Source organism: Paenibacillus sp. 01T431 (assembly GCF_056398625.1).
Genome location: NZ_JBFTPT010000027.1, coordinates 1 through 17,626, shown reverse-complemented (window position 1 = coordinate 17,626; position 17,626 = coordinate 1). Strand labels below are relative to the sequence as shown.

24 protein-coding genes, 1 tRNA gene and 1 pseudogene are annotated in these 17,626 nt (G+C 41.9%); 11 read left to right on the top strand and 15 right to left on the bottom strand.

Annotated features, from left to right (window positions below; all coding sequences use genetic code 11):
* The first annotated feature begins 20 nt into the window (after nucleotides 1-20).
* On the top strand, nucleotides 21-683 hold the full coding sequence (locus AC1DM9_RS31350) for a TetR/AcrR family transcriptional regulator (RefSeq protein ID WP_477550236.1): 663 nt from the start codon (nucleotides 21-23) through the stop codon (nucleotides 681-683).
* A gap of 60 nt (nucleotides 684-743) precedes the next feature.
* Here AC1DM9_RS31350 and AC1DM9_RS31345 read toward each other — a convergent pair whose 3' ends face one another.
* Nucleotides 744-1,937, bottom strand: a complete 1,194-nt coding sequence (locus AC1DM9_RS31345; protein ID WP_477583943.1) for an MFS transporter — start codon at nucleotides 1,935-1,937, stop codon at nucleotides 744-746.
* A 175-nt stretch (nucleotides 1,938-2,112) separates the two neighbouring features.
* Here AC1DM9_RS31345 and AC1DM9_RS31340 point away from each other — a divergent pair, with 175 nt between their 5' ends.
* Complete coding sequence (locus AC1DM9_RS31340; protein WP_477550234.1) at nucleotides 2,113-3,582, top strand: aminotransferase class I/II-fold pyridoxal phosphate-dependent enzyme; 1,470 nt, start codon at nucleotides 2,113-2,115, stop codon at nucleotides 3,580-3,582.
* 132 nt (nucleotides 3,583-3,714) lie between these two features.
* Complete coding sequence (locus AC1DM9_RS31335; protein ID WP_477583941.1) at nucleotides 3,715-4,131, top strand: DUF1885 family protein; 417 nt, start codon at nucleotides 3,715-3,717, stop codon at nucleotides 4,129-4,131.
* A gap of 77 nt (nucleotides 4,132-4,208) precedes the next feature.
* Here AC1DM9_RS31335 and AC1DM9_RS31330 read toward each other — a convergent pair whose 3' ends face one another.
* From AC1DM9_RS31330 to AC1DM9_RS31320, 3 genes are all read right to left on the bottom strand, one after another.
* A complete protein-coding gene (locus AC1DM9_RS31330) occupies nucleotides 4,209-4,517 on the bottom strand; it encodes a DUF1292 domain-containing protein (protein WP_076268207.1) in 309 nt (102 codons plus the stop codon).
* 120 nt (nucleotides 4,518-4,637) lie between these two features.
* On the bottom strand, nucleotides 4,638-5,201 hold the full coding sequence (locus AC1DM9_RS31325) for a stalk domain-containing protein (RefSeq protein WP_076268206.1): 564 nt from the start codon (nucleotides 5,199-5,201) through the stop codon (nucleotides 4,638-4,640).
* Nucleotides 5,202-5,370: 169 nt separating this feature from the next.
* On the bottom strand, nucleotides 5,371-5,574 hold the full coding sequence (locus tag AC1DM9_RS31320; protein ID WP_477550232.1) for a hypothetical protein: 204 nt from the start codon (nucleotides 5,572-5,574) through the stop codon (nucleotides 5,371-5,373).
* 132 nt (nucleotides 5,575-5,706) lie between these two features.
* On the opposite strand from AC1DM9_RS31320, the gene AC1DM9_RS31315 reads away from it, so the two are divergent.
* Nucleotides 5,707-6,435, top strand: a complete 729-nt coding sequence (locus tag AC1DM9_RS31315; RefSeq protein WP_475448860.1) for an MBL fold metallo-hydrolase — start codon at nucleotides 5,707-5,709, stop codon at nucleotides 6,433-6,435.
* Nucleotides 6,436-6,499: 64 nt separating this feature from the next.
* Here the strand turns inward: AC1DM9_RS31315 and AC1DM9_RS31310 are convergent, their stop codons facing one another.
* Both AC1DM9_RS31310 and AC1DM9_RS31305 read right to left on the bottom strand, forming a co-directional pair.
* Nucleotides 6,500-6,751 carry a DUF3892 domain-containing protein gene (locus AC1DM9_RS31310; RefSeq protein ID WP_441885984.1) on the bottom strand — a complete coding sequence of 84 codons (252 nt, stop codon included), beginning with the start codon at nucleotides 6,749-6,751 and terminating at the stop codon, nucleotides 6,500-6,502.
* 136 nt (nucleotides 6,752-6,887) lie between these two features.
* Nucleotides 6,888-7,055: a hypothetical protein gene (locus AC1DM9_RS31305; protein ID WP_441883064.1), complete on the bottom strand. Its 168-nt coding sequence runs from the start codon at nucleotides 7,053-7,055 to the stop codon at nucleotides 6,888-6,890.
* Between the two features lie 190 nt (nucleotides 7,056-7,245).
* Between AC1DM9_RS31305 and AC1DM9_RS31300 the strand changes: the two genes are divergently transcribed.
* Nucleotides 7,246-7,419 carry a YjfB family protein gene (locus tag AC1DM9_RS31300; protein ID WP_076268202.1) on the top strand — a complete coding sequence of 58 codons (174 nt, stop codon included), beginning with the start codon at nucleotides 7,246-7,248 and terminating at the stop codon, nucleotides 7,417-7,419.
* A gap of 208 nt (nucleotides 7,420-7,627) precedes the next feature.
* On the top strand, nucleotides 7,628-7,798 hold the full coding sequence (locus AC1DM9_RS31295; protein ID WP_441883062.1) for an aspartyl-phosphate phosphatase Spo0E family protein: 171 nt from the start codon (nucleotides 7,628-7,630) through the stop codon (nucleotides 7,796-7,798).
* A 361-nt stretch (nucleotides 7,799-8,159) separates the two neighbouring features.
* On the opposite strand, the gene AC1DM9_RS31290 is transcribed toward AC1DM9_RS31295, so the two are convergent.
* Nucleotides 8,160-8,759, bottom strand: coding sequence for a DUF4352 domain-containing protein (locus AC1DM9_RS31290; protein WP_339208764.1), 600 nt, complete (start codon nucleotides 8,757-8,759; stop codon nucleotides 8,160-8,162).
* 375 nt (nucleotides 8,760-9,134) lie between these two features.
* Here AC1DM9_RS31290 and AC1DM9_RS31285 point away from each other — a divergent pair, with 375 nt between their 5' ends.
* Nucleotides 9,135-9,509, top strand: coding sequence for a winged helix-turn-helix transcriptional regulator (locus AC1DM9_RS31285; protein ID WP_430060871.1), 375 nt, complete (start codon nucleotides 9,135-9,137; stop codon nucleotides 9,507-9,509).
* A gap of 95 nt (nucleotides 9,510-9,604) precedes the next feature.
* On the opposite strand, the pseudogene AC1DM9_RS31280 reads toward AC1DM9_RS31285, so the two are convergent.
* Nucleotides 9,605-9,788, bottom strand: a pseudogene (locus AC1DM9_RS31280) (IS256 family transposase); the annotation flags it as partial.
* Nucleotides 9,789-10,024: 236 nt separating this feature from the next.
* Here AC1DM9_RS31280 and AC1DM9_RS31275 point away from each other — a divergent pair.
* Genes AC1DM9_RS31275 through AC1DM9_RS31265 form a run of 3 tightly spaced genes read left to right on the top strand, consistent with a single transcriptional unit; the run spans nucleotide 10,025 to nucleotide 12,395 of the window.
* Nucleotides 10,025-11,227, top strand: coding sequence for an MFS transporter (locus tag AC1DM9_RS31275; protein WP_477583937.1), 1,203 nt, complete (start codon nucleotides 10,025-10,027; stop codon nucleotides 11,225-11,227).
* A 57-nt stretch (nucleotides 11,228-11,284) separates the two neighbouring features.
* Nucleotides 11,285-11,665, top strand: a complete 381-nt coding sequence (locus AC1DM9_RS31270; protein WP_441883083.1) for a VOC family protein — start codon at nucleotides 11,285-11,287, stop codon at nucleotides 11,663-11,665.
* A 7-nt stretch (nucleotides 11,666-11,672) separates the two neighbouring features.
* Nucleotides 11,673-12,395, top strand: a complete 723-nt coding sequence (locus AC1DM9_RS31265) for a sugar phosphate isomerase/epimerase family protein (protein WP_477583935.1) — start codon at nucleotides 11,673-11,675, stop codon at nucleotides 12,393-12,395.
* Nucleotides 12,396-12,631: 236 nt separating this feature from the next.
* Here AC1DM9_RS31265 and AC1DM9_RS31260 read toward each other — a convergent pair whose 3' ends face one another.
* The 6 genes from AC1DM9_RS31260 to AC1DM9_RS31235 form a co-directional block, all read right to left on the bottom strand.
* Nucleotides 12,632-13,009 (bottom strand): response regulator, encoded by a 378-nt coding sequence (locus tag AC1DM9_RS31260; RefSeq protein ID WP_477583933.1) that lies wholly within the window; start codon nucleotides 13,007-13,009, stop codon nucleotides 12,632-12,634.
* A gap of 90 nt (nucleotides 13,010-13,099) precedes the next feature.
* On the bottom strand, nucleotides 13,100-14,155 hold the full coding sequence (locus AC1DM9_RS31255; RefSeq protein ID WP_477583931.1) for an ROK family protein: 1,056 nt from the start codon (nucleotides 14,153-14,155) through the stop codon (nucleotides 13,100-13,102).
* Between the two features lie 150 nt (nucleotides 14,156-14,305).
* A complete protein-coding gene (locus AC1DM9_RS31250; protein ID WP_477583929.1) occupies nucleotides 14,306-14,566 on the bottom strand; it encodes a sugar phosphate isomerase/epimerase family protein in 261 nt (86 codons plus the stop codon).
* Nucleotides 14,567-14,608: 42 nt separating this feature from the next.
* Entirely contained in the window at nucleotides 14,609-15,076 is a 468-nt protein-coding gene (locus tag AC1DM9_RS31245) for a hypothetical protein (protein ID WP_477583927.1), read from the bottom strand.
* A gap of 286 nt (nucleotides 15,077-15,362) precedes the next feature.
* Nucleotides 15,363-15,905: an NAD(P)H-dependent oxidoreductase gene (locus tag AC1DM9_RS31240; protein ID WP_477583925.1), complete on the bottom strand. Its 543-nt coding sequence runs from the start codon at nucleotides 15,903-15,905 to the stop codon at nucleotides 15,363-15,365.
* Nucleotides 15,906-16,204: 299 nt separating this feature from the next.
* A tRNA-Val gene (locus AC1DM9_RS31235) sits at nucleotides 16,205-16,280 on the bottom strand.
* A gap of 200 nt (nucleotides 16,281-16,480) precedes the next feature.
* Between AC1DM9_RS31235 and AC1DM9_RS31230 the strand changes: the two genes are divergently transcribed.
* Nucleotides 16,481-17,443: an S-layer homology domain-containing protein gene (locus tag AC1DM9_RS31230; protein ID WP_477510096.1), complete on the top strand. Its 963-nt coding sequence runs from the start codon at nucleotides 16,481-16,483 to the stop codon at nucleotides 17,441-17,443.
* Nucleotides 17,444-17,522: 79 nt separating this feature from the next.
* Here the strand turns inward: AC1DM9_RS31230 and AC1DM9_RS31225 are convergent.
* On the bottom strand, nucleotides 17,523-17,626 hold a 104-nt coding region (locus tag AC1DM9_RS31225; protein ID WP_441878013.1), incomplete at its 5' end, for an IS3 family transposase.

The window sequence follows — 17,626 nt, the reverse complement described above, 5'->3', positions numbered from 1 at the left end:
AACGCGAAGGAGTGTCTTGCATGTCAGAACCAGTCGATCAATGGCTGCAAAAGCTATTGCAACTAGATAACGAAGAAGAAAAAATGACGGAAAAACAATTGAAAATCGTGCAGGCTGCCTCCGAAATCTTTGCTGAGAAGGGCTTTGCCGCCTCTTCTACAAGTGAAATCGCCCAGCGAGCCGGTGTGGCAGAAGGAACTATTTTTCGTCATTATAAAACCAAAAAGGATTTGCTTTTCTCGATTGTTGCGCCTGTTATGGCAAAGTTAATCGCTCCTTTTGTACTTCGCGATTTCTATAAGGTTCTCGAGAGCCGCTTTGACACATTAGATCTTATGCTGCGCGCAATTATAGAAAATCGCATTGCATTTGTTGAGCGTCATGTTCAGGTGTTGAAAATTTTTGTTCAAGAGATTCCCTTTCATCCCGAACTGCTGGACCAATTCCAGAAGTTCATCCTCTCAAAAGTGGTACAAAAATTCAGTATTAGTATTACGCAATTTCAGCAGCAAGGCGTAATCGTTAATTCGGCCCCATTAACTGTCATTCGATTAATCGCCTCGTCCTTAATCGGTTATGTCCTTAGCCGTACGTTCATCGGAAAAACAGATGGCATTCACTGGGATGATGAGTTAGAGAAAGAGGCGACAATTACTTTTATTATAAAAGGGCTAGCCCCTTAAGCTCCAAAAGAAAACAAGCCGGTCACCCATCGCAAGATGAGGAACCGGCTTGTTTTCATTTTATTTTGCAGCGTTAACTTCTGTTTCCGAGGCGCTAGTTTTATCCATTTGACGGAAACGAAACAATAGCAGCAGTGCAGCTAAACATAGTATGCCGCCGAGCAAGTATGGCAGTCCCATTTCTATCGTGAAGAAAAATGAACCGAGCAGCGGGCCGGCAATACGCCCCAAACTGTCCATCGAAGAGCTTAGACCGGATGCTACCCCTTTGCCAACAGTCGTCTTCTGAGTGATGAGCGAGGTGACACATGGCCTAATTAAGGCATTGCCGATTCCGAATACAGCAAGTGACAACGTAGCCCACCATAGGGAATGTGCACCTAGAAGCATAAAAAAACCAAGTGCCGAGATGACAAGTCCGATCGCAATATATTTCGGCTCCTCGCCTGTCTTAATTCTCCGTCGCACAACTCCGCCTTGAACGAGTGCTCCCACAAAGCCGCAAACAAAAAATAAGATTCCGACCTGAAATGGAGTCACATCAAAACGCCGCATGCCAAAAAACTGCAGGGTCGCTTCCATTCCAGCGAGAGTGAATGTTACAAAAAAGGCTAACACATACAAATATTTAAGCGGTCCTGTAAATGCAGCCCAGCGTGATACACGCTTCTCTGATTGGCTGCTCCGCTGCTCAGGTGTTAGTGATTCCTTGAGCTTTGATGCAGCCAAGATGAACGTTAACAGTGCTAACGCTGATGCTGCATAAAATGGCGTTTCCAGTGAGATCACGCTTAACAAACCGCCAACGCCAGGCCCTATCGTAAAGCCTAGACCGATGGACATCCCAACGAGTCCCATCCCCTTCGTTCTTTCCTCAGGCGATGTAATATCAGCGACATACGCTACAATAACGGAAGCAACCGCCCCCGAGAACAAGCCTCCCAGCACCCTTGAGAGGTACATGAGCGTTAAGTTTTCTGACGATAAACCAAATAACAAGAAACTTGCGGCAAAGCCAAGAATACCTATTAAAATAATCGGCCGTCTGCCGATACGGTCGGACAAGCTTCCCCAAAATGGTGATAAGAAAAAAGAAACTGCAGAATATACAGCAAGCATCCAACCTGTATGGAGTTCCGCTTTGCTCGGATCTGCGGCTTGAATAATTTCTGGCATAACCGGGATGATAATGCCGAACCCTATAAATGTTGTCATTAAAGTAGCCATTACAATTAGCATTCGTTTATCTTTCATAATACAACCCCTCCACCAACCTATGTTACCATATCCATTTATCACACATGTATGAACAATTGAAGAACAAAATGAAAATGATGCACCTATCTCAAAAATGAAGCTTGCATTCCCCCCTGTATTTGCTATACTCAACTTTGTTTGTAAACTTTAAAGAAAGGCAGGGATGAAAGCGATGGATCACAATAAAACCCCGCTCTTCACCGCGCTTCGTAAGCATGCGGAGCAGGATCCCGTTCAGTTTCATATTCCCGGACATAAAAAGGGATTAGGCAGCGATTCCGAATTTCGCGAATTTATCGGCGATAACGCGTTGTCGATCGATTTAATCAATATAGCACCGCTTGATGACCTGCATCAGCCAACCGGCGTTATTGAGGAAGCGCAGAAGCTAGCTGCTGACGCTTTCGGAGCAGACTATACTTATTTCTCTGTACAAGGAACAAGCGGCGCAATTATGACGATGATTTTGACCGTATGTGCCCCGGGGGACAAAATCATCGTGCCTCGTAATGTTCACAAATCCATTATGGCTGCTATTATTTTTGCAGGTGCCAGACCAGTTTTCATCTCGCCAGCCCGTGACAATAACCTAGGTATTGATCATGGCATAACGACCCGCTCCGTCCGTAAAGCGCTTGAGCGCCACCCGGATGCAAAGGCCGTGCTTGTCATCAACCCTACCTATTTCGGTATTTGCGCCAATCTTAAGGAGATCGTTGATCTCGTTCATAGCTTTGATATCCCTGTTCTCGTGGATGAAGCACATGGCGTACTCATTCATTTCCATGAGAAGCTGCCAATGTCAGCGATGCAAGCAGGCGCGGATATGGCTGCGACAAGTGTTCATAAGCTCGGCGGTTCTATGACGCAAAGCTCGGTTCTTAATGTGCGCAAAGGAAGAGTTAACCCGCATCGTATTCAAACCGTTATCAGCATGCTTACCACAACGTCGACTTCGTATATTTTGTTAGGCTCGCTTGATACGTCTAGACGCAACCTTGCTTTGAACGGACATGCTATCGCTGAGCGCGCGATTGAGCTTGCTCAATCCGCACGCAAACAAATTAATGAAATCCCAGGTCTATATTGCTTCGGAGAAGAAATTCTCGGCGATGAGGCTACTTATGATTTCGATCCAACTAAAGTTTCCGTTCATGTTCGCCACCTTGGCATCACAGGATATGAAACGGAGAACTGGCTGCGCGACAACTATAATGTGGAAATTGAAATGAGCGATATGTATAACATTCTTTGCTTAGTTACGCCTGGAGATACCTCTGATTCCATTTCTAAATTGTTAACTGCCCTGCGTGGATTGTCTGAACATTTCCATGAAGGCGCTGAAGCACGTGAATTAGTGGTCAAAATTCCAGATATTCCACAGCTGTCCTTAACGCCTCGTGATGCTTTTTACGGTGAGACAGAAGTTCTTCCGTTCAAAGAATCAGCTGGCCGAATCATTGCTGAATTCATTTATGTATACCCGCCAGGCATCCCGATTCTGCTGCCAGGCGAAGTCATTACCCAAAAAAATATCGATTATATCGTGGATCATGTCCAAGTCGGATTGCCTGTCAAGGGGCCGGAAGATCGCAGCATCGAGTTCGTTAAAGTAATCGTTGAAGAAACAGCCATTTCATAATAAATAATAAAACCGATCTTCAGGAATCTTATAGAAATCCTGAGGTCGGTTTTTTTCTAATTATTTTTACGGAATACCACTTATTGTCAACCTATTTCGAGCATGCTATGATGTTGGCAGAGGTGAGATGCGATGAGTCAAAGCGCTTATATCAAATTTGTGCAAGGATCATCCGTGGAGAAACTGACGCTGCAAGAAATTAAGAACGAGCTTATAGGTTACCGGGAGCAAACAAGCCTTATCGGCTCTCAATTGGATTGGGACTATGCCCAAGCCGCATTTCCTTACACGATCGAATCGAAGGATGATGATCGTTGGTTTTATTTAAAGGGTATTAACCACCTTTATAAACATATCATCTTTGGACCCGGCGAAACGGCAAGCGCAGCAGGCCAAAACGTCCCTTGCGTTCAAGTCGTGTTACCAGAGGAAGCTACGCACGGAGACAAATCGAAAGCAAATGAACTATGCAAATATATAGCTAAGCAGTTGAAAGCGGAGCTGACAATGTTTAATGGAAGAACGATTTATTTTAATCCACGCAAATAAGTTAATAAAAAAAAACGATCCGCAAGCGAAACTCGCAGATCGTTTTTTTAGTACTAGCTCGTTAAAGCTTAAGAGAACTAGTTCTCTTCGCTTTCCGTACGAGCAATTTCTTCGTAAATCGCTGTTACGCGATCCCATTCCGCATCATCTTCGATGCCAACTAGGAAGGACTCATCGTTTTCTTCTTCAATACGGAAGATAACGCCGTCTGCTTCTGGATCGTTGCGATCCAGCAATACAGCGTAAACTTGGCTTTCGGATTCAAACGTATAAACCATGACCATTTCACGTTCCTGGCCCTCGTCGTCAGTCACGATAAAGACATGCTCTTCATGCTCGTGGTCTTCACCACAGCCGCAATCATCGCCATGCTGATGTTCGCTCATGTTATTACCCCATTTCAATAATGTTTACAGACTATCGTATATTAACATGACACTCTATCAACGGTCAAACGAAGACGCCCCTATGAAGAAAAGGAGCGCCTTAGGTAGACCATTTGATTACTACAAAGAAGAAATTAGTTTTTCTGAAACAACAGTCCACTCATCTGAGCCCTTAAGCTTAAGGTAAAAACGAATCGGATATTTCCCGCTAGATTCGAATTTATATGAGATATCTTCTGTAGCGAACCAGAAATTATCTTTTGATGTTTTGACACTTTCCGTTTGAATCACTTTCTCTTTACCATTCGGATCGAAAATGGAAACCTTGACGGCTACAATATCCGTCATCAAGTTATCGATCTGGGCAAACACTTTAAACTTCGCTTGATAGCCTTTTGCTACGTTTCCGAATACCGCATTATTTTGGAACAGAAACATATGCACGTTAGGCTTATAAACGGTCGCTTTTTTCGTTTGATTGTCCCATTCCACAATGGCCTGCATAGATGTGGCTAATTGACGAAGCGGCAAATAAGTTTTGCCATCGGTCATTATTCCACCGTCATCCTGATCATCTCCGTTAATGAGAACGCGAACCTTCTGTATAGCCGAGTCTGCGAACATCATCGATCCACCCCAAAGAGATAGCAGCAGAAGCAGAATAACGATTTTTCTGATTTTCATAGTTGTAAGCCCTCCATCCGATAGCCTGGATGAAAGGTTATACTCGTCAACCCGAGCAAAGTTGCGCGATTTATGAAACATTTTTAATCCCATACTACAACTTAACCATTATTGTCAAATGCTGTTGAAACCTGCGCTTGCCTGGGAAATATTAAAGTGGAAATAATAATTACCCATACGTTCTTGTTAAAATGCAAGGAACACCTTTGCCGACTGTACCAGGATTTTTCATTCTTGCAAGGTATGTCATCCCTCTTGTACACGGTGTTTTACATACTGCACAGGTATCCGAAAGTACAAGTTTATAATTATACTGTTTCCGATCGCTTGCCGGCTGTTTCTTCTTTACAACTTTGCCTTTTCCTTTGCTCATCACTTGTTCGCCTCCACTGTACGTATCGCTTTAGCATTGTATGTAGACACGGGCGAATGTGCATCTTTATTTGTCAGATATATTTTAAATTTGGTACATTAAACAATATAGAAAGCTGAGGAGGTGTGATTCATGAAAATAAAAATGATTGGGACAGGCAGTGCCTTTGCCAAAAAATACGATAATAATAACGCTATTATTGAAGTGAATGGCTTCCGATTGCTCGTAGACTGCGGAATCACTTTACCGAAGGCTTTACATCAACAAGGACTTGCCTTCTCTGACCTGGATGCTGTTCTCATCAGTCACATTCATGGGGACCATGTAGGTGGATTAGAAGAATACGCTTTTCAAATGATGTTTAAATATAATCGAAAACCTGTCCTATACATAGCAGAGTCGTTAGTTGAACCGCTCTGGGAGCAAACGCTTCGCGGAGGTTTAACGCAAGATCCTTTAACCAAGCTTGAGGATTTTTTCGAGGTCCATCCGATTCAGCCAAATAACGAATTTGAGATTCATCCTGGTTTGACTGTTAAGCTGTTGCAAACGAAGCATATTCCTAATAAGCCAAGCTATTCCTTTATTTTTAACAACAGCTTCTTCTACTCTGCCGACATGCGATTTGATCCAGAACTGCTTCAGCAATTAGTTGATGATGGCGTAACGACTATTTACCATGATTGCCAGCTTGAAGCGCCAGCTGTTGTTCACGCAAGCCTGGAGGAGCTTCTAAGCCTTCCTGAATCTATTCAAAGTAAAATATGGCTTATGCATTACGGGGACACCATAGAGCAATATGAAGGTTTAACCGGCCATATGCGAATCGTTAGGCAGCATGAAAGCTATGAGATCAACTAAATACAAAAAAGGCGCCGACATCTAAGAAGTGCGGCGCCTTTTATTAATGTTGTTAACATTTCATTTAGAACATTGGCAGCTGATCCAAATTGTTTGTTGGATCTCCATCTGCGTCGCCTCGGATATAGATGTCGCCATCTTTTCCTTTAAAGGCATTTACCCCTGCAATATGACCTGCTTGTACCTCTTGAAGTGCCGTTGCATAGTCAAGCACTCGGCCGCTATTCGTTTTGAATGCGGTAAGATCACCGTCTCCATCCTTTTGAACGGCAACAATTTGCTCCCTAGTATCTTGTCCGTCAACCTCGTGACTCATCTTTGTTAGCCCCTCTCAACTTATAAGAATGTACAGCCAATTACTATCATGCCTTGCGTGTGCAATAATTATGCACCATCGCTTACAAAAAAAATCCAGCGCTATCGCATGAGGAGCGAACGCTGGATTTTTGTTTTTATTTTCTTTTGATTGCGTCAGCTGGAATTTTCCTTCGCCAAACAAACTGCTCGTCATGCGACAAGGAATCATGTATTGCGAAATTTGCTACAGAACCAATAACAATGCCGATAATTCCAAACATCCCCAATAGCCAAATGGCTAAATAGGCATACTCTGCTGCCAACAGCAACCGCCTCCTGCGCGCTTTATATCATCGTATGCTGTTAATCGTGCCTTTAGTATTGTTTAAATTAAATCCACAATTAGGTCGCATGAAATAGCTTTAAGCAGCATATCAGAGCAGTTCCAGCGAGCAACGATTTATTGTAAAGAAGTTGATCGTTTTTGCCGATAATGGAATAAGGAGGTGTTTTATGGATATAGCAGCAGCATCAATTGCGATGAATCAGAACAGCTTAGCACTTGCAGCGAGCATCCGTGTCATGTCTTTAGCAAAGGAACAAGCTACACAGCAAGCGCAGGATATGGTTCAAATGATGAAACAAGCACAACCTCATTTAGGCCAAAGCATCGATATACAAGTTTAAACTGAACCCCCCAAAGGCATAAATCGCTACTTGGGGGTTTTCCATCTTGAAACTGTTTCAAATGAAACCGATATGTTTAGTTAATCTAATACGAAGGCCTGCTTCTTTGAGATTGTTCAGAAAACTAACATTATCCTAATCTCATTGTTAAAAAATTCTAACAACCTTCGTTTATCCTTAATTTAACAAATGAAAAGTTGGAGGGATTATGATGAACATTTGCTTTTATCAACAAAGAATTGAAGAAGTAAGAGCTGAAATGGTCGAGATATTTGGCGCGTGCAATAATTTTACAGATCAAGCTGTTCTCAAAATTAGCCAAGAACTGGACTTTCTCTTAAATCAATATTCCGGATGCTTAGCCAATCATTCAAATTAGCCCTTTCGCATGAAGAGGTTTTCTTATATTGCATGAAAGAATATGAAATTAGGTTTTGGAGGTTTAATTGTGGACATAAAATAAAAAGGACCCTTGCTATGCAAGGGTTCTGAACGTGCACCTACCTTATCAAGATTTCGCAGCATTCTCCTCTTCACCTCATAAGGCTCACGATCCTAACTGCAACAACGCCAATCGATTTCCCTGTTTTGATTTTCCCTCCTGCTTACTATAATTAACTACTTTACCTTGCGATGCTCGGCGCAGCTCTCTCTTAAAAAAATGGAACAATCAACAGCCGCGATTAAAGTTAGCTTTTTCGGGATAAAAAAACACCCACAATAATGGGTGCTTGTTTCTACTATTTTAAAACGATTTGAGCTTTTTCCCCATCATCTTCAAGCTTAATTACAAGACTTTCATTGGAACTAGCTACCGAGTCTGGAACTTCGATTACAACAAAACCTTTTTTGCTCGCTAATGGTTTAATACTATTTTGACTCAAGTCTCCATCGATCATAGTTACAGTGTAATCATATTCATACTCACCTTTAAAAATAGCTTTCATTCGAATACCATTTATCATTGCAGTAAAATCATTTGCCTCTTTGCCATTATTGGTAACATTATAATTTAATACAATAAATTTATTGCCTTCATCAGCGCTTGAGGAAAACATATCACTACTCACTTTTTGATTAAACTCAAATGATTCAAGGGTAATTTCCCAAGTGCCTAATTTGAATTTATCACCTGGCTTGAAGGATGCTTCTTTCGGTTCCTCCGTAGGCGGAGTTTCCGTTTCTTTGGGTGTTTCAGTAGCCTCAGTCTCCTTGCTATCCACCGTACTTGCTTGATTGTTATTCGAAGATTTGGCTGCATTATTTGTTTGTGATCCCCCGCATGCTGATAAAACAAGCAATATGAGTGCGAGTAATGTAAAGATTTGAACTTTTTTCATCAAACTCTCCCCCTTCAACAATTTTCTACATATTACCACAAATTCCAAGGCTTGTCTTAGAAATATTTGTCATACTTCGTCAATTCTTTTTCAAGTAATTGATACCTATAAAAGATTGCTAAAAAATACTTTTAATAATTGCTCCATTTAATATCCATAAAATGGTAGTTGTTGAAGTTTCTCATTTGCTATATCAAGCACCTTTTTACTGCCAGAGTGTTTTGAACTAATCGTTTCGAAATGGTATAGTAAGTTTATTGCTCCCAGGTTGACTTTTCAGCGAATTGTCAATTACAGAGAAAGCGAATTCTTAGCATAGAGACGCGGCAGCACCTGCCTTTTTCGTCAAATATCTCAAAAGGAGGATAACAGCCCATGCAGGTTGAAAACTGTGTACCGTCTGGCATTCAACCCAAAGACACTGGCTTCGGCTATACATTGTCTGTTATTGGCGGCAAATATAAAATGACCATACTGTACTGGCTCTCCGAAAACAAGGTCATGCGGTTCAATGAGCTGCAACGGAGAATCGGCACTATATCCTTTAAAACATTAAGCGTGATGTTAAAAGAGTTGGAGACAGACGGCATTGTCAGCCGCGAGGAATTCCCACAAATCCCTCCCAAAGTTGAGTATTCCTTGACCGAGTTGGGGCAAACGATTATTCCGGTACTGGATATCATGTGCCAATGGGGAGAAAAAAACGGCATACCTGCCGCGCAGGCGGCGACAATTCCGCTTTCGATATAAATGCGCACGAAGAAAAGAGGTTGTCCCAAAAGCTATGAAAATGGCTCTGTGACACCTCTTTTCAATTTTCAAGAGACTGTCAACTAATAAATATAACCTTTAGCGACTTTTAACAGCTCCCGCTGGTATCCCTCGATCAATTTGTTCGTGTAGACGAGCTTGCGCAGCTCCAGCAGATAGACAAAGATGGTCGAGAGCTCCTCCCCATTTCTGTCCCCACGACTTCACTAGCAACAGGCTTTACGTTCCCCATTCTTCCACAAATCGATCCAGTTCCGCCACGCAGACAAGAAGGATGTCTTGGCACCATTAGGAGCTTGCCAAAAAACAATTTGAATCGGTAAAGTATTCATCCCGTGTCCAATATTCAAGTATTGACTCTCATACAAACATGAGATATATTTATTTCGTAACTTATTAAAATCATTAAAATAATTATTCAAAAAATAATAAAGGAGAATTATGAAAATATATTCGCAGGACCACAAAATAATTTAACACAACGGAGAATGGACATGGTTTTTCTTATTTTAATTTATTTGGCCTTTATCAGCCTTGGATTGCCCGACTCCCTGCTTGGTTCATCCTGGCCCATCATGAATACGGATTTGGGTGTTCCCATCGGAAATGCGGGAATTGCATCCAGTATTATTTCCATAGGCACCATTATTTCAAGCTTGCTCTCATACAAGTTGATTCGGGTCATTGGCACAGGCAAGGTAACGATTATCAGTGTCGCCATGACTGCCGCTGCACTACTTGGTTTTTCGCTTTCGCCTTCCTTCATTTGGTTATTGGCTTGTGCGATTCCGCTTGGTCTTGGGGGCGGAGCCGTTGATGCCGGACTGAATAGGTTTGTGGCCGAGCATTATGAAGCCAAGCATATGAACTGGCTGCACGGTTTTTGGGGTGTTGGAGCTATGCTAGGCCCTATTTTGTTGTCTACGCTCGTATTGTGGGGAAATACGTGGAGAAGCGGTTATTTTACTATATCGATGGTACAGTTTTCATTAGTTATGTTACTGCTGTTTTCTCTTCCAATGTGGAGGAAATTTGAAGGCCCGTCAACGAAGCCGGCTAACGAAGATCTGCAATCCAAAGAGAAGCCAGGACTGCTCGCTTCGCTGAAAACAAAAGGTGCTATCTTTGGGATGTTATCGTTCTTCCTGGTTTCTTCAACGGAAGCTTCCATGATGCTATGGGGATCAAGTTATTTGGTGAAAAACGAAAGCATTTCGCCTGAAAGCGCTGCAGGTTGGGTATCCTTATTTTTCTTGGGAATCACGGCCGGACGGATGTTAAGCGGCTTTATCTCTATTAAGTTGAGCAATGAGGCGCTGATTCGCCTTGGAACCATTCTTATGATTTTCGGATTTTTTATCATGCTGTTGCCGCTTCCGACGATTTTCACATTAATCTCATTCATTATTGTTGGGACAGGGCTTGCGCCGATCTATCCATCCATGCTGCATCAAACGCCCATTTATTTTGGGCAGCATAACGCACAGGCGGCTATGGGCATGCAAATGGCATTTGCCTATACCGGTACTACGTTGGTTGCACCATTGCTTGGACAACTTTTTGCGTACGTCTCCTTCTCCTTAATGCCTTATGTGCTCCTCACCTGCGGCGTAGGATTGCTGATTTGTAGGGAAATGCTAACGCGGGCTTATAAAAGGAAAGCTGGCGTTCACAAAAACACTTCTTTGGAGACCTAAGTGTTTGAAGTAGCAGGCCGAATGCTCCAGCTTTAAATGTAGAAAGGCGGATGAATGATGCGAATTGAACATGTCGCAATCTGGACCAAGGACCTTGATATGATGAAATCGTTCTATGAGAAATTTTTCAACGGCATCGTAAATAAAAAATATGTGAATGAAAAAAAACAATTCCACTCGTATTTTTTGACCTTTGAATCAGGTGCGCGTTTGGAATTGATGCAAAAACCCGAGCTTGCGGAGTTGGAAACTGCCGATTATTACGGCATAACCCATTTTGCTTTTTCAGTCGGTTCTGAGGAAAAGGTGAATGAATTGACGGATCGCTTAAAGAAGGAGGGCTTTCAGGTTTTGGATGGACCGCGAACAACCGGTGATGGGTATTACGAAAGTGTTGTGCTTGATCCAGAAATGAATCGGTTAGAAATCACGATTTAAACGAGAGATGGCGACCGATTTCAAAGTAATGCTGAAGAAAGTGGCCGAGTTGGGTTATGAGGGGGTTGAAATTGCAGGATATGGCGGTCTTCCTGCCGATGATCTGAAGGCGCTATTGGATGAACTCGGCTTGAAAGGATTTAGCAGCCATCTTTCTCTGCACGCGCTTCGTGCTGATCTGCAAAAAGAGATTGATTACTTGAAAGCTATCGGCGCTCAATACATGGTCTGTCCTTATCTATTCCCTGAAGACCGACCGAAAAATGCAGACGAATGGCGTACCTTATTTGTAGAGCTTGAACAAATCGGGAAGGAAGTTCAAAAACAGGGACTCATTTTTGGTTATCACAACCATGAATTTGAGTTCGAGGGCGTAGTAGGCGATAACAATCCTTTTGAAGCCATGTTTGCAGAGACAACTCCGCAAGCTGTTCAGGTGGAGATGGACGTATGCTGGGTGCAATTTGCAGGCAAAGATCCTCTTCAGTACATCGACAAATATGCCGGCCGTCTCCCCTTGCTTCATCTAAAAGATTATAGCTTAGACGACCAAAGACAGATGGTTACATTAGAGCTTGGCGAGGGCGTAGTAGATCTGCCAGCCGTAATACAAGCAGCTGAGCAAGCCGGAGTCGAGTGGCTGATTGTGGAACAGGATTTTTGTCAGAGCCCTCCGCTGCAAAGCATTGAAAAAAGCTATGCATGGTTAAAAAGAAACTATCTTACCTAAATGAGGTTTTATTTCAATGAGTATGGGACAAACAGCTAAGCCAAGAGCAGCTCCTTTGTCTTAAAAAGCTTTGCGATTTTAATCTACCTTATTTCAATTGAAAGACAACGACTCTCGTCGTTGTCTTTTTTTGATTAGATGGAAAAACACTACACAGCGAAGACGTTTCCTGTTACTTGGTTGGGCCAGGAATCGCTACGCACTATCTACTTCACCCAAATTATCAATTATTAATTCTAACTGGACGACTCACTTGAATTAATAAGTTTGTTTATCGTTTCAGATAGCTCTGATTTCGAGAATGGTTTTAATAAATAATCTTTAACTCCTAGTTGCATTGCTTTGCGAAAGTAAATGTGTCCGCTGAGCCCCGTCATTACAATCCATTGAGTATCTAAAAATCTATTACGATAGCTCTCAATAAACGTCATTCCATCCATCCCCGGCATGATAATATCTGTGAGTATGATATCCATATGATCCTCTTCCATAATTACAAGAGCCTCTTTGGTAGAAGAAGCTTCATATACGTTGAAATCTGGAAAACTCTTCATTAGGGTGCGTTTAACATCACCTTTTATTATGAAATCATCATCAATAATCAGAATATTCATGACCTTACTCCCCTATCGTTGAAAAGATTCAAGTAAACGCGGGTTCATCAGAACCTTTTCACCATAGAAGTCTACTTTAATAAATTTATCTTAGATATATTCGTTGTCTTGTCGATAATTTCCGAGCAGACCAGACTGATATGCTGCTATCGCCTGAGCAATCAAACCATGAAGGATGTCGGAATCTAAATCACTTTCATAATTAACAACAGGGAATATTTTTCTCAAACCCTCTGATGGTATCGCTTGCTCAATCGCTTCTTTTAAAGCTTCGGAAAAAAAATCACCGTAAAGAACAACATATGCGGGRTTGATTGTCCCACAAAAAATACTGATTAATTTAGAAATGGCAGCACCTAGCTCTTTGGGGTCATCATAGTTAATCGTTATCCAGTCAACATCGATCGGAAGCAGATTGACTTCACCAGCATAACCAACGACCCCTTTATGAATGCTGCCATCAATTACAACGCCTGCACCTGGACCAAACGTACGAGGGAAATAAATGCCGACAATAGAGGATACTTTTTCTGTATGTTGGCTAAAGCCAAAAGCTGCTGCATTGACATCATTCTCAACAATGACCGGTATCTTATACTTATTCTGAAAATATTCTGTAAAGGAAGTCCCTTTTAAAGATGTAAAGTCGTTTTCCAAAATAATACCATTACGCTCCACACCCGGCAGAGAAAAAGCAACAAGACTTATAGTCGAATAGTTTCTCAGGGCCTCATCGATCATCTGATCAAAACTAGAAAGATGAATGGTATCAAACGGCTCCTCTGCGTCCCATACGCGTTCCCCGTAAAGATTCCCGATACAAGCACTGATAATATTTTTCCCGTTGCGTACCCGCGCCGATAGCCCCAGCACATGCGCAAATTCTGCATTAAAGCTATACGCTTGAGACGGCCTTCCTCCCGTCGCTGAATACATTTTACCGAGTTTGACTTCTCCGCTTTCTACAAATCCATTCAGTATGTTCCCAACGGTAACAAAGCTTAAGCCTGTCGTTTGAGCCAATTGTTTAATGGTGGAAGTTTTGGATGAACAAAGGCTCCAAAGAACTGTTTGTGAATTGCTCTCTTTCATATCCAGCATATTTATTCCCATAAAAACCCCCGGCTTATTAACTCTGATTTTCATTTTATAATGTTGCAATCCGCCATAAATTCCTGACTTTGAATCATGCTATCTGTTTCTGTATTTTTCTGAATCACTATGCAGAAATCTCCTGCGGGAACCGAGTCAGGTAGAATATCTTTTAGTATAACATTTCCTGCACCTGTTGTTTTTCTAAACATTAGCTGATGTAATACCCGATTTCGTTAGATAATCCAAGCTCTCTTTTACACAATCAAAGGCATCCTTCTGCCAGTTTTCTTGCTCGACCAGTCCCCATTTCACACCGGTTCGATGACAAGCCTCAAATATGGGCAACCAATCAATCCGACCTTGGCCAAGTGGAACCAAATATTCTTTCCCTTCGGTTGAGAGTGCAGAATCTTTAAAATGGCATATGTCTACTCGCCCTTGATACCGTTCCATTAAAGCCACAGGGTCCTCACCTGCCCGAACAGCGTGATACACACATAAGGTTTAGCCCACTTCAGGCAGCTGTTCCATAACGATATCTATGGCACGAATGCCATTTATGTACTCATAGTTGAACCAGAGCGGATGGAAGTTGAGTGCGATACTATGTTCACCCAGCATCCTAGCCATTTGGTCCATCGCGTCGCAAAATTCCACGATGCCTTCCGGTGTCATTAACTCGTGCGGGATGGTACTGACACATAAAGACTTACTTTCCCACAGCCTATTCATCGTGATATAGTAATCCAGATTATTTTGCACCACTGTAAAATCTTCTTGCGTTGCGATACAATTCAGCCCAGTTTCTCGCAAAGCTTTTGCTGTGAATGCCAGAGATACGGCAGGATCGATCCATTGCAGCTGTACATCGCAATACCCCATATTTTGCAGTTTACGGAATGTATGTTGTACTTCATTTTCTGACGTAAGATAAGGTCTAAGACTGGAAGCTTGAAAGCCAAGTGATGTCATAATTCTCCCTCCAAGTTTATTAATTGGTTATTAAAATGAATTTAATAAATATGATTTAACTATACCCCTGTCTTCATAAGGAGTCAATGTCTAATGTATTAACTCCTCACTAGCCCATAACTTGTTGAAAAAAGCAGCAATAGATGCAAAAAGAAAAGGAGTTAAGCACAGACAAGCTGCTTAACTCCTTTTCTCATTTAGACATTCATCTTCAATGAATATCCGATGTATCCCGAGGATCCTAAATTTCAACTTATGGGACTACCTCTTTTTAGTTCTTCACTAATTAAAGACTATCAATAAAATCAACATAACCCTGCGCGCTAATATCTAATTTCCTTAAGTAATCTGGATTTCCTTCCGTCTCGTATTCTGCGCCATAGAAGGCATAGAAGGAACGATAATCGGCGCCGCAATACAAAAATGTCGTGTCAAAGGGAGATAGGAGTTGGTCAAGTCCGTAACGTAGTTTCCCTTCTTCGGTAAAGTCTTTTTCCCTTCCACCGGCGGTTACAGCTAGAGCGGTTTTTCGATTTCTTAATTTATCGCCCTTTGACCCGTATGCCCACCCGTAAGTTAGCACCTCGTCAAGCCATTGTTTAAGCAGCGGTGGAGAACTGAACCAGTAAACAGGGAACTGCAAAACTAAATTGCTATGCGCTTCAATCAACTGTTGTTCCTTTTCCACGTCGATTTTTCCATCGGGATAGGCTCTGTGCAAATCGTGAACCGTATATTTGTCGGGATATTTACGAAGCTCTTCCGCCCAGCGTTTATTGACGATGGATGCTTCCATGTTTGGATGTGTAATGATAACAAGTGTTTTCAATGTATTGCCCTCCTTGAGCGGTATTTGTTTCTGAACTTGAGTATAGATCGCATCGCCGTATTGCGGAAGTATGCACTTTTAGTTCACCTACTTACCATAAGGTAAGTACTGTACCGAACAGTTAGTCCCAAAATGTTAATCAAATCTTTTAAAAAATCTATACTGATTTGAATGGGAAATGGAATGCTTAATGTAGTCAAGGAGAGAATGTTGAGGAGAATCTGAGGGTTAAGATCTCGCAGTTTTGAGTATAAAAACAAAAAAAGCCTTGATTATCAAGGCTTCCGAAGTTTAAGTTATGGTGATCTGAACAGGGTTCGAACCTGTGACCCCTACCCTGTCAAGATAGTGCTCTCCCAGCTGAGCTACCAGATCATGTTAGCGACAATTAATAATATATCAGGTGCAAGGCGCCAAGTCAACATATTTCTTTACAGATTTTTCTGACTCTCCACTCTCATCACGATGTCTCCACAAAAGTGGAATCGGTCATAATGATTGTATAATAATTGCAACAATTTGTCTTTTAACGACGTCAAGTAAGTGCTGCAGCAAAAAAAAGAAGAGGTGACCGTATGAAAAGACGATTGATACTGACAATGACACTGGTTGCAATGATGCTCTTCACTCTTGGACAATCCGTATGGGCTTTCAAGGACGTTAAAAATGACGTAAACGAGCATAAAATTAACGAGCTTAAGAAGATGGGCATAATAAGCGGAGATAAACATGACAAGTTTAATCCTAAAGGCAAGCTCACTTATGCCGAAGGCGTTTCTTTGATCGTTAAAGGGCTAGATATTAATATCAACCATATCCGCTTCATTAAAGAACCTAAAGCAAGCGACTATTTTACAAACATAAAAGATAACGCTTGGTATTCGCAAGCTTTTATCATCGCGAGTATTAATGGTCTAGAAATTCCAAAAACGGTCAAAGCTAACGACATCATGACCCGCGAGCAATTTGCTCATCATTTGTTTAAAGCTATGATGACGAAAGGCGATTACGCCTTTATTGAAATTTTCATGCAGTTGGAAGATGCGGCTGATGTGAACAAAACCTACATGGACAGCATTCAAAAGCTTCTCATAAGCAAAATCGTCACATTGGATAGTGCGAACAAGTTTTATCCTAAAAAAGCTATTTTGCGCGGTGAAGCAGCAGGCTGGCTATATGACGCCATTACATTTGTAAAGGAGACGGCTCCGATTCCAACTAAGCCTGAGCAACCGAGCCTCGACCTGAAGCTTTCGATTGAGGCGGTAAACCCGCAAATCAATAAAGTAACCGTAAGCACTCAAGTAGGACATCCCGGTTATGGTTTCCGTATTACCTCTATTGCTTTCGAAGGAGATCAAGCTTTCATCAATGTAGAATTGGTCATGCCTGATCCTGATAAAATGTATCCTCAAGTTATTACAGATGTATCCGCCTCCACTTATATTGATGCTAAGCTAAAGCCAGTACTCACCCAATCCTCGCAATCTACGGGATCAAGTGAATCGTCAACAGGCAAAGCGATCATCATCAATTAACACAAAAAAGACTTCTCTACCTGTCTTATTAACGGGACTGACCCCCATTTGTGAGACAGGGATCAAAACACCTTCAAGTTTAAACGGCCAGTCGCCTGTAATCAATCGGCGACTGGTTCTTTAGTTTCGTTTGAATACGAATTGCGTTATAGTAAGTGATGTAGTCTCGAACGGTCTGTTCTC

Coding starts and splice junctions, on each gene's coding strand:
- AC1DM9_RS31350 (WP_477550236.1), top strand. CDS start 21: ATGTCAGAACCAGTCGATCAATGGCTGCAAAAGCTATTGCAACTAGAT.
- AC1DM9_RS31345 (WP_477583943.1), bottom strand. CDS start 1,937: ATGAAAGATAAACGAATGCTAATTGTAATGGCTACTTTAATGACAACA.
- AC1DM9_RS31340 (WP_477550234.1), top strand. CDS start 2,113: ATGGATCACAATAAAACCCCGCTCTTCACCGCGCTTCGTAAGCATGCG.
- AC1DM9_RS31335 (WP_477583941.1), top strand. CDS start 3,715: ATGAGTCAAAGCGCTTATATCAAATTTGTGCAAGGATCATCCGTGGAG.
- AC1DM9_RS31330 (WP_076268207.1), bottom strand. CDS start 4,517: ATGAGCGAACATCAGCATGGCGATGATTGCGGCTGTGGTGAAGACCAC.
- AC1DM9_RS31325 (WP_076268206.1), bottom strand. CDS start 5,201: ATGAAAATCAGAAAAATCGTTATTCTGCTTCTGCTGCTATCTCTTTGG.
- AC1DM9_RS31320 (WP_477550232.1), bottom strand. CDS start 5,574: ATGAGCAAAGGAAAAGGCAAAGTTGTAAAGAAGAAACAGCCGGCAAGC.
- AC1DM9_RS31315 (WP_475448860.1), top strand. CDS start 5,707: ATGAAAATAAAAATGATTGGGACAGGCAGTGCCTTTGCCAAAAAATAC.
- AC1DM9_RS31310 (WP_441885984.1), bottom strand. CDS start 6,751: ATGAGTCACGAGGTTGACGGACAAGATACTAGGGAGCAAATTGTTGCC.
- AC1DM9_RS31300 (WP_076268202.1), top strand. CDS start 7,246: ATGGATATAGCAGCAGCATCAATTGCGATGAATCAGAACAGCTTAGCA.
- AC1DM9_RS31295 (WP_441883062.1), top strand. CDS start 7,628: ATGATGAACATTTGCTTTTATCAACAAAGAATTGAAGAAGTAAGAGCT.
- AC1DM9_RS31290 (WP_339208764.1), bottom strand. CDS start 8,759: ATGAAAAAAGTTCAAATCTTTACATTACTCGCACTCATATTGCTTGTT.
- AC1DM9_RS31285 (WP_430060871.1), top strand. CDS start 9,135: ATGCAGGTTGAAAACTGTGTACCGTCTGGCATTCAACCCAAAGACACT.
- AC1DM9_RS31275 (WP_477583937.1), top strand. CDS start 10,025: ATGGTTTTTCTTATTTTAATTTATTTGGCCTTTATCAGCCTTGGATTG.
- AC1DM9_RS31270 (WP_441883083.1), top strand. CDS start 11,285: ATGCGAATTGAACATGTCGCAATCTGGACCAAGGACCTTGATATGATG.
- AC1DM9_RS31265 (WP_477583935.1), top strand. CDS start 11,673: ATGGCGACCGATTTCAAAGTAATGCTGAAGAAAGTGGCCGAGTTGGGT.
- AC1DM9_RS31260 (WP_477583933.1), bottom strand. CDS start 13,009: ATGAATATTCTGATTATTGATGATGATTTCATAATAAAAGGTGATGTT.
- AC1DM9_RS31245 (WP_477583927.1), bottom strand. CDS start 15,076: ATGACATCACTTGGCTTTCAAGCTTCCAGTCTTAGACCTTATCTTACG.
- AC1DM9_RS31230 (WP_477510096.1), top strand. CDS start 16,481: ATGAAAAGACGATTGATACTGACAATGACACTGGTTGCAATGATGCTC.